Source organism: Neobacillus sp. B4I6 (genome assembly GCF_050434045.1).
GTDB lineage: Bacteria > Bacillota > Bacilli > Bacillales > Cytobacillaceae > Neobacillus.
Genome location: NZ_JBNPWB010000002.1, coordinates 4,182,029 through 4,198,163, shown reverse-complemented (window position 1 = coordinate 4,198,163; position 16,135 = coordinate 4,182,029). Strand labels below are relative to the sequence as shown.

At 39.0% G+C, this 16,135-nt stretch carries 9 protein-coding genes and 2 pseudogenes; 10 read left to right on the top strand and 1 reads right to left on the bottom strand.

Annotated features, from left to right (window positions below):
- The first annotated feature begins 59 nt into the window (after positions 1-59).
- The 6 genes and pseudogenes from QF028_RS22985 to QF028_RS22960 all read left to right on the top strand — a co-directional run.
- Complete coding sequence (locus QF028_RS22985; protein ID WP_215017073.1) at positions 60-1,676, top strand: ABC transporter substrate-binding protein; 1,617 nt, start codon at positions 60-62, stop codon at positions 1,674-1,676.
- Positions 1,677-1,772: 96 nt separating this feature from the next.
- On the top strand, positions 1,773-3,242 hold the full coding sequence (locus QF028_RS22980) for a glycoside hydrolase family 32 protein (RefSeq protein ID WP_429469190.1): 1,470 nt from the start codon (positions 1,773-1,775) through the stop codon (positions 3,240-3,242).
- Between the two features lie 71 nt (positions 3,243-3,313).
- Positions 3,314-7,120 (top strand): GH32 C-terminal domain-containing protein, encoded by a 3,807-nt coding sequence (locus tag QF028_RS22975; protein ID WP_429469187.1) that lies wholly within the window; start codon positions 3,314-3,316, stop codon positions 7,118-7,120.
- A gap of 150 nt (positions 7,121-7,270) precedes the next feature.
- Positions 7,271-8,257, top strand: a complete 987-nt coding sequence (locus QF028_RS22970; protein ID WP_429469184.1) for a carbohydrate kinase family protein — start codon at positions 7,271-7,273, stop codon at positions 8,255-8,257.
- Positions 8,258-8,293: 36 nt separating this feature from the next.
- Positions 8,294-9,433 carry a Gfo/Idh/MocA family protein gene (locus QF028_RS22965; RefSeq protein ID WP_429469181.1) on the top strand — a complete coding sequence of 380 codons (1,140 nt, stop codon included), beginning with the start codon at positions 8,294-8,296 and terminating at the stop codon, positions 9,431-9,433.
- A gap of 131 nt (positions 9,434-9,564) precedes the next feature.
- Positions 9,565-9,678: pseudogene (locus QF028_RS22960) on the top strand (helix-turn-helix domain-containing protein); the annotation flags it as partial.
- An 82-nt stretch (positions 9,679-9,760) separates the two neighbouring features.
- Here the strand turns inward: QF028_RS22960 and QF028_RS22955 are convergent.
- Positions 9,761-10,666: pseudogene (locus QF028_RS22955) on the bottom strand (transposase); the annotation flags it as partial.
- Positions 10,667-10,965: 299 nt separating this feature from the next.
- On the opposite strand from QF028_RS22955, the gene QF028_RS22950 reads away from it, so the two are divergent.
- The 4 genes from QF028_RS22950 (at position 10,966) to QF028_RS22935 (ending at position 16,115) form a co-directional block, all read left to right on the top strand.
- A complete protein-coding gene (locus QF028_RS22950) occupies positions 10,966-11,736 on the top strand; it encodes a DeoR/GlpR family DNA-binding transcription regulator (protein WP_215017083.1) in 771 nt (256 codons plus the stop codon).
- A gap of 771 nt (positions 11,737-12,507) precedes the next feature.
- A complete protein-coding gene (locus QF028_RS22945) occupies positions 12,508-13,479 on the top strand; it encodes an ABC transporter substrate-binding protein (RefSeq protein ID WP_429469178.1) in 972 nt (323 codons plus the stop codon).
- Between the two features lie 84 nt (positions 13,480-13,563).
- The gene (locus QF028_RS22940; RefSeq protein WP_429469175.1) at positions 13,564-15,123 is read left to right on the top strand and encodes a sugar ABC transporter ATP-binding protein; all 1,560 of its coding nucleotides are present in this window, start codon (positions 13,564-13,566) and stop codon (positions 15,121-15,123) included.
- A gap of 89 nt (positions 15,124-15,212) precedes the next feature.
- Entirely contained in the window at positions 15,213-16,115 is a 903-nt protein-coding gene (locus QF028_RS22935; protein WP_429472474.1) for an ABC transporter permease, read from the top strand.
- The last annotated feature ends 20 nt before the right edge of the window (positions 16,116-16,135 follow it).

Here is a 16,135-nt window from a genome sequence, read left to right as displayed (position 1 = left end):
AGCCAATTTAATAGATTTTATTGTAAATGCTTACACACAATATTTAGGAGGGTAATGATATGAAAAATGTAAAAAAAGTTATGGCTGCATCACTTGCTACGATATTACTAGTTTCAGGCTGTAGTAACAGTGGCAAAAGTGAAACTGCATCATCAAAAGAGTATAAATTAAAGGATGTTTCTTTCCCTTTAAAGGAAAAAGTGACATTGAACTTTATGACACAAAGCTCGCCATTAGCTCCAGCTGACCCTAATAAAAAATTAATTTATAAGCGGTTAGAAGAGCAGTCGGGCGTTCATATTAAGTGGAAAAACTATACCTCCGATGCTTTTATTGAAAAAAGAAACCTGGCAATGGCAAGCGGTGATCTGCCAGATGCCATCCTCGATGCAGGTTTTAATGACCATGATCTATTAAAACTTGCAAAAGATGGTGCGATTGTTCCTGTGGAAGATTTAATAGAGAAGTACATGCCTAACCTGCAAAAGGTTTTGGAAGCAGCACCTGAATATAAAGCAATGATGACTGCTCCTGATGGACATATTTACTCTTTCCCATGGATTGAGGAGTTAGGTTCAGGAAAAGAAAGTATTCACTCGGTTGATGATTTCCCATGGATCAATGTGGAATGGTTAAATAAATTAGGGTTAAAAATGCCGACAAACACAGAAGAATTAAAGCAAGTATTGATTGCCTTTAAAACAAAAGATCCCAATGGCAACGGAAAAGCGGATGAAATCCCAATGTCGTTTATTGGTAAGCAAGCAGGCGGGGAAGACTTAGCATTCTTATTTGGATCGTTTGGCCTAGGTGAAAACTGGGATCATACGGTTGTAAGCAATGATGGTAAAGTTACGTTTACAGCATCAGATAAAGGATATAAAGAAGGTATTAAATTTCTCAATGAGTTATATAAAGAAGGCCTAATCGATGTTGAAGCGTTTGAACAAGATTGGAACACGTATTTAGCAAAAGGCAAAGATAATCGCTATGGTTTATATTTCACTTGGGATAAAGCCAATATTACTGGAATGAATGACAAATATGACCTAATGAAGCCGCTTGCTGGTCCAGATGGCCAAGTGAATGTAGCCAGAACCAATGGAATGGGATTTGATAGAGGCAGAATGGTTATCACAAGTTCGGATAAGAACATTGAACTGACTGCAAAATGGATTGATCAATTATATGAACCAAAACAATCAGTTCAAGATAACTGGGGTACGTATGGTGATAAAACTCAACAAAATATCTTTGAATTAGATGAAGCAGCAGGAATGCTAAAACATTTACCTTTATCAGGTACAGCACCAGTGGAATTAAGACAAAAAACAAATATCGGCGGACCATTAGCGATTTTAGATGAGTATTATGGAAAAGTTACCACAAAACCAGATGATGCTGCATGGAGATTAGGATTAATGAAGGATGTTATGACTCCTCATATGACTGCAGAAAATATTTATCCAAGAGTATTCTTCTCATTAGAAGATAGCGATAAACTTACAACAATTGAAACGGATATGTTTGCTTTCGTTATGAGAAAACGGGCCGAATGGATTCAAAATGGAAAAGTGGAAAAAGAATGGGATGGATATTTGAAAGAATTAGACCGCTTAGGATTACAAGAGTGGTTAAAGATTAAACAAGCAGGATACGACAGGAACACAAAATAAACGGTTGGCTGAGGCTGTACAGTACAGGCAGTACGTACAGCCTTGTTTCGAAATAATAGGTATATTCCATTATCTAAATACCAAAAGGAGCGACAAATGATGAAACAACTATATAAAGAAAAATATCGTCAGCAGTTTCATTTTTCACCTGAAGAAAAATGGATGAACGACCCGAATGGAATGGTCTTTTTTAATAATGAGTATCACCTTTTTTATCAATACCACCCATTTGGGACCACATGGGGCCCAATGCACTGGGGGCATGCGGTTAGTAAAAATCTAATTCATTGGGAACAGCTGCCGATTGCGCTATTTCCAGATGAGCATGGTGAAATTTTCTCTGGAAGTGCAGTAGTGGATTGGAATAATACATCAGGATTATTCCAGAATGGACCTGGGTTGGTTGCCATTTATACAAGTGCGGATAACTATCCAGATTCCGACAGGCCGCGTCAGCGTCAAAGTCTTGCTTATAGTACCGACAATGGAAGAACATGGACCAAATTCGAAGGAAATCCCGTACTTTCTGATGTAAACATTACCGATTATCGTGATCCAAAGGTTTTTTGGCATGAAGAAACGAATAAATGGGTAATGGTGTTAGCGACTGGACAATCCATCACCATATACACCTCTCCAAACCTAAAAGATTGGGAGTTTGCTAGTGAATTTGGAAATAATTCTGGGTCACATGATGGCGTTTGGGAATGCCCTGACCTGTTTCAATTGCCTGTCGATGGTGATGAAGGCATCCAAAAATGGGTCCTGCTTGTCAGCATTGGTGATAACCATGATTTCAAAGAAGGGTCAAGGACCCAGTATTTTATTGGTCAGTTTGATGGAACTACCTTTGTAAATGACAATTCAGATGAGACGATTCTTTGGATGGATTATGGCCGAGATAATTATGCAGGCGTAAGTTGGTCTGATATCCCGGCTGAAGATGGAAGAAGAATTTATATTGGCTGGATGAGTAACTGGCGTTATGCCAACCAGGTTCCAACGGAGGACTGGCGTAGTGCGATGACATTGCCAAGAGTATTATCGTTAGCTTCCAACGAGGCTGGAGTTCGCTTGATACAAAAAGTGGCAGCGGAAATCGAGACAATTCGAAAAAGTTCAGAGGTTTATCAAGACCTTACGGTTGAAGCAAACCAACCTGCAATCTTTAACATGTTCAGTCCATTAATGGAAGTGAGCATTCAACTTGAAAACCAAACTTCAAATTCTTTTGGTATTGTTTTTCAAAACTCTGAAGATGTAAATACAGTGATTCGTTATGATGCAGAAAAGGAAATGCTACTAGTCGACCGGACGAAAGCTGGAGATAATAGTTTTTCAGAATCTTTCCCGGCTGTACAAGAAGCCTATGTAAAATTGGAAAATCTGCAAATTATTATTGATACTTCATCAATAGAGGTATTTGCAAATGATGGAAAGGTAGCTTTTACTAGCTTAATCTTTCCAAACCAACCATATGAGAAAATTGTTTTATTTTCAAACGAAGGAAATATCCGAGTGTCTTCATTAAAACTAACAGAACTAGACTCCATTTGGGGGAAGTAACTTTATTTTTAGGCAAAGCTCTAATCGAATTAATTGGGTTAGAGCCTTGTTTTTGGAAGAGAGGGCAAAGGATGAAACCAACTTTGATAAAATGGACTTCTGTATTTTTGTCCATCGTACTTATCTCTGCCTCCGTGGGCACGATTCTTGTTGATCCTACAACAGGCTGGGCAACCGAATCGAATGAAACGGGAAGTAAAGAAACGCGGGAGGGTGCGACAATTATTGAAAGTGTATCCAAAGCAATTACTAATCTGACAGACTGGCAAATTAAAGGGAAAGGCACGTTAGAAGACACAGAACAGGGACTTTTGCTTACTTCAGAACCTAAAGAGAATGTAATGGCTATATCAAGTGTTAATTCTGAAGATTTTATTTATGAATCGGATGTAAAAATAATAGACATGAATGCGGACGCCACCCTAGTATTCCGTTCTAATGAAGATGGCTGGGACTCGTACATGCTGCAAATCGTTCCAAATGCGGGAATCATTCGTCTTCGTGATGCTCGTGACGAGAAGAAATTAAAAGAGGAATTCCAAGTTAACCTGCAAGAGGGAGGAATCTATCATCTGAAGGTGAAGGTGGTTGGAGATCATATCAAAGTTTATTGGGGGAATCAGTATGCTCCTATTATTGATGTCCATAATGCTACATATTATAAGGGTTTTCTTGGCCTTAATGTATGGGATGGAGCAGCGTTGTTTCAAAATGTAAAAGTTAGTGATCTCTCTGCAAATCTAGGCCCTTCCCTATATAAGGAAGGAAGCTGGGAACCAGCAATCAAAGGTCTGAAGGGAATTGCTGTTGATGGTGTGAAAGCCAAGCAAATCTACAATAAGAGTGCAAGCGACTTTGTGCTTGAAGGAAATATTTCTTTTGATCAAGATCCATCGGAAGCAGCAATTTCATTTCGTACCAATGAACAAGGAACAACTGGTTACCAGGCCGTGCTTATGAAAAAAGGAAGTACTGTCAAAGCACATTTGGAGAAGGCGGACGGTACTGTGCTCAAAACATCTGACCGCACCTATATAACCGAAAAAGGTGCCAAACACCATCTTGAAATTATAACAAACGGTAATCAAATCGAACTTTATGTTGATGGATATTCTGAGGCAGCTGTAAAAGTGGCGGATATGAGTTACAGTACTGGATTTGCCGGATTTTCTGTAACATCAGGTTCTGCTTACTTCCAGGATATTTATCTTGTTCCATCATCCAGCTATTACAAAGAAAAATATCGACCAGATTATCATTATACTCCAGCTCGAGGCTCTGTAAGTGATCCGAATGGGCTCGTCTACTTTGAAGGCGAGTATCATTTATTTCATCAAGATGGGGGGACTTGGGCTCATGCAGTAAGTAAGGATATGGTGAATTGGAACCGTCTCCCTATTGCTTTGCCATGGAATGATTACGGGCATGTTTGGTCCGGTTCAGCTGTAGCAGATCTAAAAAATGCTTCCGGTTTATTCACCAATTCTGGTGGTAAAGGGCTTATTGCCTACTACACTGCCTTTAATCCGGATGGAACAAATGGTAATCAGCGGATTGGTCTTGCCTACAGTACTGATCAGGGACGTACTTGGGAATATTCAACGGAGCACCCAATTGTCATTGAGAATCCGGGCAAGAATGAAGAAAATCCAGGCGGCTGGGACTTCCGTGATCCTAAAGTTGTCCGAGATGAGGCAAACAATCGATGGGTCATGGTTGTATCTGGAGGAGATCACATTCGCTTCTTTACTTCTACTAACCTAATTGATTGGAAGCTTACTGATAATTTTGGTTATGGAAATTATGTTCGTGGCGGTGTATGGGAATGCCCTGATCTCTTCGAACTTCAGGTAGACGGTACGGAAGAGAAAAAATGGGTTTTGATGATTAGTACAGGTGCAAATCCAAAGACGCAGGGATCCGATGCGGAGTATTTTGTAGGGCATTTGACAGCTGATGGTAAATTTGTCAATGACTATACAGCAGGTAAAGTACTGAAAACGGATTACGGGAAGGAGTTCTACGCATCTATGTCCTTCGCCAATATGCCGGATAACCGTCGTGTGATAATGGCATGGATGACCAACTGGGATTATCCATTCGCTTTTCCAACTATGGGCTGGAAGGGAGAACTGACTATTCCGAGAGAATTAAGATTGGTGAAAACAGATCAAGGGATAAGACTTGCACAAGCTCCTATTAAGGAACTACAGTCGATTCGCAGTACCATTTTCCAGACACAGAACAAGGTAGTCAATCCGACTAATGCCTCCAACTTGTTGAAGGGAATCTCTTCAGGAGCATTTGAAATAGAAGCGGAGATTGAAATTCCTTCTACCAGCAAATTAACCGAATTTGGTTTTCATGTTCGTGAAGAGGCTGACCAAAAAACAGTCGTGGGCTACAAAACAGCAGATAATCAAATATTTGTAGATCGTGCTGAGTCAGGAGAGAAGGATTTCTCCAGCCTTTTTTCCACTTTACATGAAGCTTCTTTAAAACCGGATAATAAACGTATCAAAATGAATATATTTGTAGACGATTCGTCCATTGAAGTATTTGCTAATGATGGAAAAGTTGTTTTTTCTGATGTTATTTTCCCGGATCCTTCAAGTCGCAGTATGAACTTCTTCACCAAGGGGGGAGATGTAAATGTTGTATCATTAAAGGTACATTCGCTAGCAAATACTTGGAATCAAAATGCAGATGAGGATACAAGAATTATAATGGATACAAATCAAAGAGAGATGAATATTGGCGATGCTCTAACGTTGTTTGCTTCCGCGGAGAACCGAAAAGGAAAGCGAACTCAGCCAATTAAATGGACATCTAGTGATTCGAATGTAGTGGGGGTTGACTCCTTCACTAACTCCAATGCAGTACTTAAAGCAGGAAGCAAAGGAGAAGCAATTATTACAGCTTCTGCAGCAAATGGAAAGGCATCAGCAAGTGTAGTTGTTAGAGTGTATGATGGTGAAATCTATACTAATCTCACTGGATGGAAAGCAGATCTTTCTGCCTCCCAATGGACCATCACAGAAAATGGAATCCGTGGTACGTATACAAGTGATGCAAACTATATGGCCAAGGAAACGGCAGGAGACTTTACTTATGAAGCAGATATGAAACTGGGACAATCGGGAGGAGCAGGTTCCATTCTGTTCCGGGCAAGTGAAGACGGTAGAAGCGGCTATTACTTCAATCTTGATCCGACCATGAAGGCTTTTCGCCTTTTTTACAAGATTGACGGTCTCTTCGTGGACCGTATGGTCATTGCGAAAGTGGATGCCTTTATTCAACCAAGTAAGACATATAAGGTGAAAATCGAAGCAAAGGGTCCTCACATTCAGATTTATGTGGATGGTCAAAAAATCATGGATTTACAGGACGGAACCTTTGCTGAAGGCCATTTTGGTTTAAATGTCTTTGGAGGTCAAGCTTACTATCAGAATGTCAATGTCAGCAATATGTCAGAAGCAAACTTAATCGTAACAAGCTTTACGAATATAGCAACAGGTAAAGCGATTTATACTGCTAATTCTCAAAACGGTGAGCCTGTGACCGTAGCTGACGCAGACAAAGCTACAAACTGGACTTTGATTCCGACAGGTGATGATTATGGTTCTTATTCCATACGTACAGAGGCCGGCAAAGCTATAGATCTGGATACAGGGCAAAATAAAATTCAGCTGTACAACTATCTTGGCTATAATAATCAGCGCTGGATAATTACCAAAAATGATAATGGAACTGTAAGAATCACTTCTGTTCATAATGGCAAGGCACTCGAAATATCGGGAGAGGGAATTTTGACACTTAATGATTTGAATCTGAAACTAGAGCGTCAGCAGTGGACACTTTCGTCTGATATAAAATAAAGAAGTAAAAAAAACGCAAATTATCATTAACTTCCAGTGATAAGTAATTTTATTTTTCGGCAGAGCTCTAATTAAAGGTTAGAGCTTTGTTTTTGCAAGGCCATGAACAAGTTACTATATAGAACAATTTGAAAGGACGGTTGAGCTAAAATGAAAAATAATTCATCAGTCATTTGTATTGGAGAAATATTAATCGATTTTTTCTGTACAGATATAGGTATTGATTTAGTAGAAGGTCAAAATTTTGTAAAACAGGCAGGGGGAGCGCCTGCTAATGTTTGTGCAGCGATTGTGAAATTGGGAGGCCAAGCTTCTTTCAGTGGAAAGGTTGGCAATGATCCATTCGGACTTTTTTTAAAGAAAACATTAGATGAAGTGAATGTCGATACCTCCATGCTTGTGCTCGATGATGAGCATCCAACAACATTAGCATTTGTTTCGTTAAAAGCAAATGGGGAAAGGGATTTTGTTTTTAACCGTGGCGCAGATGCTTTCTTAACGGAGAACGATCTGGATAAAGAAAGAATAATGGAATCTAGTATTCTACATTTTGGCTCAGCGACCGCTTTATTGGATGATCCATTTCAAACCACTTATTTAAATTTAATTCAGGATGCCAAAAATAAAGGAAAATTTATCTCATTTGACCCTAACTTTAGACATGACCTTTGGAAGGGAAGAAGAGAACAATTTGTAGAGTTGGTAAGAAAGGGAATTGCGATCGCTGATTTTGTCAAAGTCAGTGGTGATGAATTAAAGATTATCTCGGGAGCAGATAATTTAACAGAAGGAATCGCTGCCCTTCATCAAATAGGGGCAATAGCAGTAGCCGTTACGTTAGGGAAAGAAGGGACATTGATTTCAAATGACCATCACATCGAAACCATCCCTAGTATTGTAGTTGATGCAATCGATTCCACCGGTGCCGGGGATGCTTTCGTAGGAGCAACGCTTTACCAGCTGGCGAAAGCAGAAGAACCGAAAAGTGTTTTAGAAGACTTCGCACACCTAAAACAAATCATTTCCTTTAGTAATAAAGTGGGAGCGATGGTCTGCACGAAAGTAGGAGCCATTTCTGCCTTGCCGACCGAAGTGGAAATAAACAGTTTTAAAGATACGCTGATTAAAAGTCTTTAAGTTAGTCTATTTTATAAGTTTAAGGGAGAGTGTCTAATGAAACTAGGTTTTATTGGTTGTGGTGTTATTGCGATGGCACATGTTGAAGGGTTGAAAGAGTTAAAAAGAAACGGGATTGAAACATTTGAATTGTCAGCGGTTTGTGATATTCAGCAGGAAAGGGCTGAGCAGTTTGCTTCAGAGGTGGAAAAGCGGTTAGGCAACCGTCCTGCAGTCTATACGGAATATCGTTTGATGTTGGAAAAAGAACAATTAGATGCCGTATCCATCCTGATTAATCATGATTTGCATCATACAGTAGCAGAAGATTGCTTTGCAGCAGGGGTTCATGTACAAATGCAAAAGCCGCTTTCCATTTCCCCGTCTTTTGGCCGGAAAATGATCGCTGATGCTAAGAAGTATAATCGAGTATTAACGCTATCTGAACCAAGTGTACTAGGGGCAGAAAATGTTGCAATCGCGAAGGCAGTAAAAGAAGGTCTGATCGGTCGTGTATCTTTCATTATCGATTATGCAACTGTTACATTGCATCGCGGATTTTTCGCCGGTACACCTTGGCGGCATATGAAAGGTCAAGCAGGGGCGGGCTGGATCAATGATCATGGAGTTCATAGAACTCACTTTTTTACTGAGATTAATGGTTCGATTGATGAAGTTTTTGCCTATACGGAAATTTTTGAAAAAGAATTAAGTAATGGGAATGTTACGGTCAAACCTACGGGAGAAGACACGGCCGTTACGGTCTTCAAGTTTACAAATGGAGGACTCGGTCATTGGATGTGTGCTACATCAGCCCATGGTGAAGGGACCGGAGGTGTGTGGATTTATGGAAGTAAGGGATGCCTTCGCCCTGGGCTTCATGCAACACTTGAAGATGGGAAAAAAATTCTGATCCCGGAATTGATTGAGCGGTTTGCCCCGAATATCGTGGAACATCCATTCGCCCATTCCTATGTAGAATTATGGGAAGCCATTGCTGAAAATAAAACACCTATTTCGAGTGCGATGAGAGGCCTGGAAGCATTAGGAGTTGTATTTGCTGCTCTTGAATCTACAACAATCGGCCAGCCCGTTAAAGTTCAAGACATACTTAATGGGAAAAAGCATGCCTATGAAGATACCGTTCTGGAAGAGATGAAATCAATCTTAACACCGGAACTTAAAGGATTGAGATAAAAGAAATAGGTTAGTAAATTAGGTGAAGCCCTTTCATAATTAAAGGAGGGCTTTTCACTATAGTTTTTATGAACTATAGGAAGGAGAAGTAAATACATGCATAGTATACGTTGGGTATGGGGGTATATGCGGTAGAAATGGCCGTTAAAATGTATAAGAGTAAGGACTATACCATTAAGGAAATTACAGCAGCGACTGGAATCAGTAAAATCTCACTGTATAGGTATTTGGACAAAGTACAGTAGGGCTGCCAAGTTGAGCTTGTTATGATAAATTACATTTTATGTAAATAATCTGACGGACTAGAGCAGTAACCCTGTGACTAGGCCTAAAAGGGCAAATTTTACATTTCTCAATATCAAAGTAATAGGTTACACGTGGATTTTTTTTCTCATTTGATCTTTTATTTTTTGCTTTCCGTATTGCCATATGTCCTGCCTTACAAACATACATACCAGCATCTTTATTAAAATCAAATTCGTCTTCCTTTTGTCGAATTCCTTGAGTGATATTTGGATTTAATTTGGCTACCAATTTAATATTATTCCCTGTCGTGTAAATGATATTATCCTTCTCAGAATAAGCGGCATCACCAATAACTGTCTCAACTTTTACGCCTGCATTCTCACTTTTTTCAATGAGCGTTTGAAGTTGTTTGCCATCATTTTTTTCTCCAGAAGTAATGACAGCTGCAGTAATAATTCTTTCCTCACTCATTGCCAAATGTGTCTAATATCCAAAAAAAGCAGAGTCGGCAGTTTTATGTCCTACCTTGGCATCTGGGTCTTTCAAACTCTGAAGGCGCGCTAAATCGTCTTCAATAGTTTCTCGTAAAAGATTCAGGTGTTCCTTTACCTTCGGGTACTGAAGGAGGATCTCTTCCTTCTCTATAACTTGGATTAACTCTTGAGAATAGGCAATTTCGTCCTCAAGCACATCTGTATTAGTTTTAGTCGGAAACCTTTTTTTAATGGCTTCATTAACCTGATATACAGCCTTCTTCAACTTTTTAGATCGTTCCATCAGCACTTCTTTCGGTGTCATCTGGTTATAGCGGGCTCTTGAATGGGTTGCATCGACAATAATGGATTTACTCTTAATAATCTCTTTTTCAATTGCAATTTCCACTGTCTTATTGATAAGGAGGTCAAGAAGATTAACATCTTTGAGCCTAAGTTTTCGGAATTTGGTTAGGGAGCTGGGATCAATTACTGGCTCTTCAGGTGCCATGTCCCCCGGAACGAAATTTTAGACCTTCTTGTAACAAAGAAGGTCATTTTATCGTTTTGGGGGTGCCCTGTTTTCTTGGCTTGATAGGCATGGGGTGTTTTCTTTTTTTAGGTTGATGGATATGGGGTCTTGACGGCGCTACCCCAATATGTGCAAATGGTTAAGTAGAAAAAAAGTAAGATATGAAATTTTGTAAACAAAACCTTTTAATTATGCAGTATACTTAAAAATGCGTTCATTGAAAACGCCCTCATGCGATGTGGTAGAAAGAAAAAGTATATTATACAGAGGTGTAATGTTTCATGTTATATGCCGAAGAGCGGAAAAGGGAAATCAAGGATTACATTCAAGGAAATTCAAGAGCGTCTGTTCAAGAGCTGAGTCAATTTTTTGAAGTATCAGAATCCACAGTGCGCAGAGATTTAAAGGAGCTAGAGGAAGAAAAGCTATTGAGAAGAACGCATGGGGGAGCTATTGCTCTCCAAAATGTCAACTTTGAACCAACATTTAATGAAAAGGAAGATAAGTTTCAAGAGGAGAAGAAAGCGATTGCCAGAAAAGCACTGGAATTTATTGAAGAAGGCGATACAATTTTGCTTGATGCAGGGACAACAACCTTCCAGCTTGTTAAGGAACTGCGGGCTTTTTCAAAGCTGACAGTAGTGACCAATTCACTTGTTTTTGCTCAAGAGTTGCAGGATGTTCAAGGAATTGATGTTGTGATAGTAGGGGGGGATTTACGAAAAGAGATGTGTGCCCTAGTAGGTCCGCTTACCGAAGCGGGATTATCAATGATGAGAGTAGATAAGGCTTTTATTGCGACGAACGGGATTGAGGCGGAAGAGGGGCTAACAACTCCTAATCTTACTGAGGCGGCAACGAAGAGGAAAATGATTCAAATTGCAAAACAAGTGATCTTGTTGGCAGATCACAGCAAAGCTGGGAAAGCGGCTTTTGCAAAATTTGCTGACATTCATGAGGTGGATAAATGTATTATCGATGCTGGTGTTCCTGATTCCTTTGTGGAGAAACTTAGAGAAATTGGGATTGATGTGTATGTCGTTTGTCCATAGTGTATGATGACTATTTTTAAACCATATAAAGCTGAAATAGCTTTATATGGTTTTTTATTTGTTAAATAAACCATTAATGGTATTATGTGTACTTGATGGAAAAAATTAATAAAAAAGCATTGTAATTTACAAATTCATCAATTATAATCATAAATAATCACATTTGATCATCAAATACCAAGGTATATGATGATCAAATGATTAAAAGTAAGCAAAGAATTGGAAACGTTTCCGCTGAGTGTCCAAAAATGAGCAAGAAGAGGCAAGGGGAACTATTAAAAGAAAAAAAGGGAGAAAGGAAAATGAAAAAAGCTATGTACAAAAAGTAAGCAAAGAATTGGAAACGTTTCCGCTGAGTGTCCAAAAATGAGCAAGAAGAGGCAAGGGGAACTATAAAAGAAAAAAAGGGAGAAAGGAAAATGAAAAAAGCTATGTACAAAAAGTAAGCAAAGAATTGGAAACGTTTCAACTGAGTGTCCAAAAATGAGCAAGAAGAGGCAAGGGGAACTATAAAAGAAAAAAGGGAGAAAGGAAAATGAAAAAAGCTATGTACAAAAAGTAAGCAAAGAATTGGAAACGTTTCAACTGAGTGTCCAAAAATGAGCAAGAAGAGGCAAGGGGAACTATTAAAAGAAAAAAGGGGAGAAAGGAAAATGAAAAAAGCTATGTACAAAAAGTAAGCAAAGAATTGGAAACGTTTCCGCTGAGTGTCCAAAAATGAGCAAGAAGAGGCAAGGGGAACTATTAAAAGAAAAAAGGGGAGAAAGAAAAATGAAAAAAGCTATGTACAAAGTGTTGGCACCTTTCATGGTTTTATTGTTGCTTATGATGGCAGCCTGCAGTAACGGAAGCAGTGACAAAACTAGCTCGTCCGCTTCAGACTCAAAGGACAAAAAGATTAAAATTGGTTTAACGGTAGGTACGTTAAGTAATCCTTTCTTTGTTGCCATGTCAAAAGGAGTTGAAGAAGCAGGGAAAGAATTAGGTGCAGATGTTTTTGTTGAAAGTGCTGAATATGATCTCGCAAAACAAACTTCTCAAATTGAAAACTTCATTACAAAAAAAGTAGATGTTATTTTATTAAATGCTGTTGATACAAAAGGAATTGCAGCAGCTGTTCAACAGGCAAAAGACGCTGGTATTCCTGTAATCGCTGTAGATACGAATGCTGATGGTGGTGTCGATGCTACTGTTACATCGGATAACTATCAAGCTGGTAAACTAGCTGGAGAATATGTCATTGAACAATTAGGTGGAAAAGGAAACATTGCTATTATTGATGGACCTCCTGTTTCAGCAGTAACAGACCGTATTAAAGGGTTTGAGGATGCTATTAAAGATTCTAAAATTAAAATAGTAGCGAAGCAAAACGGCGAAGGAAATCGTGAAAAGGCATTAACCGTTATGGAAAGTATTTTACAAGCGAATCCATCAGGCTCTATTGACGCCGTATTTGCCATCAATGACCCTGAAGCAATCGGTGTTGAAATTGCTCAAGAGCAAGCTGATCGTAAAGATGAATTTTTCATTGTGGGTGTAGATGGTGCTCCTGAAGTGACAGAAGCGATGGCAAAAAAGGGAAGTACTATTAGGGCAACTTCCGCGCAATCACCAAGCGATATGGTGAAAAAGGCTGTTGAAATTGGAATGAAAGTAAAAAATGGTGAAGATGTAGAAGATCTTATTAAAGTTCCGGTTAAACTTGTTACTCAAGATAAATTAGATTCTTACCAAGGGTGGTAAGCCTCCTCTAATCAAAAGGGCTGATAAGGAAAGACCCCTTATTCAGCCTTTTTATAAAATTAAAAAAAGGGGTGAGATAAAAGTATGGCTGTTACAGAAAGGTTATTGAAGGTTCAACATGGTCATAAAAATCCAGTGTTAAATATGGAGGGAATTGGTAAAACGTTCTCAGGTGTAACCGTATTAAACAATGTGAAAATTGAACTTTATCCAGGTGAAGTACATGCCTTAATGGGTGAGAATGGAGCCGGAAAGTCAACTTTTATGAAAATTTTAGCAGGGATCTATACACCTGATAATAATGGTGGAAAGATCTATTTTAAAGGTCAGCCAACTTTGTGGAAGGATCCTGTTGATGCAAGGAACAAAGGTATAAATGTTATTCATCAGGAGTTAAGCCTTTCTCCCAATTTGACGATTAGTGAAAATATCTTAATGGGTTCAACCTTTCCGAGAAATCGGTTAGGGATGGTTAAGTGGGGAGAGGTGCATAAAAGTGCACAAAAGGTGTTGGATTCAATGGGTTCTAATCTTGACCCCCGCCAATTAGTTTCAACCCTAAGCGTGGCTCAACAACAAATGGTGGAGATCGCCCGAGCATTATCCTTTAAGGCAGAGGTTCTTATCATGGATGAACCAACAGCCTCTTTAACAGATAAAGAAATTATGAAACTATTTGATATTATTGAGGATTTAAAAAAACAGGGTGTTGCCATCGTTTATATTTCTCATAGAATGGAAGAAATCTTTACGATTGCTAATAGATTTACTGTCTTACGTGACGGTGAGTGGATTGCAAGTGGCCCCATTGAAGAGACAAACCCCGATCACCTTGTGAAGCTTATGGTAGGTCGTGATTTAAAAGATTTGTTTAATCGAGATAAGTCTTTTGATCCTAAAAAACTTTCAAAAAACAGTTCCCCTGTACTAGAACTGAAAAATGTTTCTGATAACACCATTGTTAAAAACGTTTCGTTAAAAATCTACCCAGGTGAAATTATTGGTTTAGCAGGGCTTGTAGGTGCGGGGAGAACAGAGTTAGTTAGGGCTCTATTTGGTGCATCTGAGTTAGTAAGTGGCGAAATATTTGTAGACGGAAAATCTGTTAAAATACAATCCCCTATAGATGCAATGGCTAATGGGATTGCACATGTACCTGAAAGCAGGAAAGAGCAAGGATTATTTTTATCTATGTCTGTAAAAGAGAATATTTTAATGGCAGAGTTGAAAAAGCATACGAAGGCTGGAATTGTTAGTTGGAAAGAAGTGAATGCTACCGCTGATCGTTATATAAAAGAACTAAACATAAAAATTGCCTCACCGGAACAGCAGGTATCGAACTTAAGTGGTGGTAATCAACAAAAAGTTGTGATCGCTAGATGGCTGTCCATCGGACCTAAAGTATTACTGCTTGATGAACCCACGAGAGGTGTGGATATTGGGGCAAAGACTGAAATACATAAAATTGTTTCGAAGCTTGCCGAAAATGGCTTGGCAGTTTTAATGATTTCATCTGAGCTTCCGGAAGTATTAGGTGTTAGTGATCGAATCCTCGTCATGTGCGAAGGTAGGTTAACAGGAGAACTATCGAGAGAAGAAGCCACACAGGAAAAAATTATGTACTTAGCTACTAGGGGGGAGTAAAGAAAATGAGGGGAAATACTCAAACAATATCACAAAGAGAAAGCCTTCATGTTGGGAAGATCCTTCACGGATTATGGAATCGATTGGGTATGATCATGATTTTAATCTTATTATGCGTTGTCCTTTCTTTTACCGCGCCTAATTTCTTAGAAACGGCCAATATGTTAAATGTATTAAAGCAAGTTTCCATCATTGCTGTGCTAGCTGCTGGAATGACAATTGTGATATTAACTGGTGGAATTGATTTGTCGGTCGGGTCAACAGTTGCTTTATCCGGGGTTATTTCAGTTATGGTCTCTTCAGCAGGAGTTAACCCCGTTATTGCCATGGTATCAGGTGTGGCTGTAGGGTATGCAGTAGGACTAATAAATGGATTTTTCACTGCTAAAACAAAATTACCAGCATTTATTGTTACATTAGGTAGTTTCACCTATGTTCGAGGTCTTGCTTATGTCATTAGTGGTGGTTATCCGATTGTTTTACAAAATGAAACGTTCAAATTCATTGGCGGCGGAGCTATTTTCGGAATACCAACTCCTATCTATATCATGGTTTTTGTTTATATCGTTATGTTTTATGTTTTAAAGTATACCATGTTTGGCCGCCATATTTATGCCATTGGTGGAAATGAAGAAGCAGCACGATTAACAGGGATTAAGGTTGAGAAGTCATTAATTAATGTGTATTCCATCAGTGGATTATTAGCAGGTTTAGGTGGGGTCGTTTTAGCTGGCAGGTTGTATTCTGGTCAACCAACTGCAGGACAAATGTATGAGTTAGATGCAATTGCCGCGGTTATTTTGGGTGGAACTAGTCTAACAGGTGGTAAAGGAAAGATACAAGCAACGATCATTGGGGTATTAATTATGGGCGTTATTAGTAATGGCTTAACACTAATGGACGTTAACTATTATTGGCAGCTTGTAGTCAAAGGTGGAGTAATTGTTGCCGCAGTTTTATTAGATCGATTACGTGGAAATAGTGCAGCTTAATTCTCATCAAAGAACATCAC

Coding starts and splice junctions, on each gene's coding strand:
- QF028_RS22940 (WP_429469175.1), top strand. CDS start 13,564: ATGGCTGTTACAGAAAGGTTATTGAAGGTTCAACATGGTCATAAAAAT.
- QF028_RS22985 (WP_215017073.1), top strand. CDS start 60: ATGAAAAATGTAAAAAAAGTTATGGCTGCATCACTTGCTACGATATTA.
- QF028_RS22935 (WP_429472474.1), top strand. CDS start 15,213: ATGATCATGATTTTAATCTTATTATGCGTTGTCCTTTCTTTTACCGCG.
- QF028_RS22950 (WP_215017083.1), top strand. CDS start 10,966: ATGTTATATGCCGAAGAGCGGAAAAGGGAAATCAAGGATTACATTCAA.
- QF028_RS22975 (WP_429469187.1), top strand. CDS start 3,314: ATGAAACCAACTTTGATAAAATGGACTTCTGTATTTTTGTCCATCGTA.
- QF028_RS22965 (WP_429469181.1), top strand. CDS start 8,294: ATGAAACTAGGTTTTATTGGTTGTGGTGTTATTGCGATGGCACATGTT.
- QF028_RS22980 (WP_429469190.1), top strand. CDS start 1,773: ATGATGAAACAACTATATAAAGAAAAATATCGTCAGCAGTTTCATTTT.
- QF028_RS22970 (WP_429469184.1), top strand. CDS start 7,271: ATGAAAAATAATTCATCAGTCATTTGTATTGGAGAAATATTAATCGAT.
- QF028_RS22945 (WP_429469178.1), top strand. CDS start 12,508: ATGAAAAAAGCTATGTACAAAGTGTTGGCACCTTTCATGGTTTTATTG.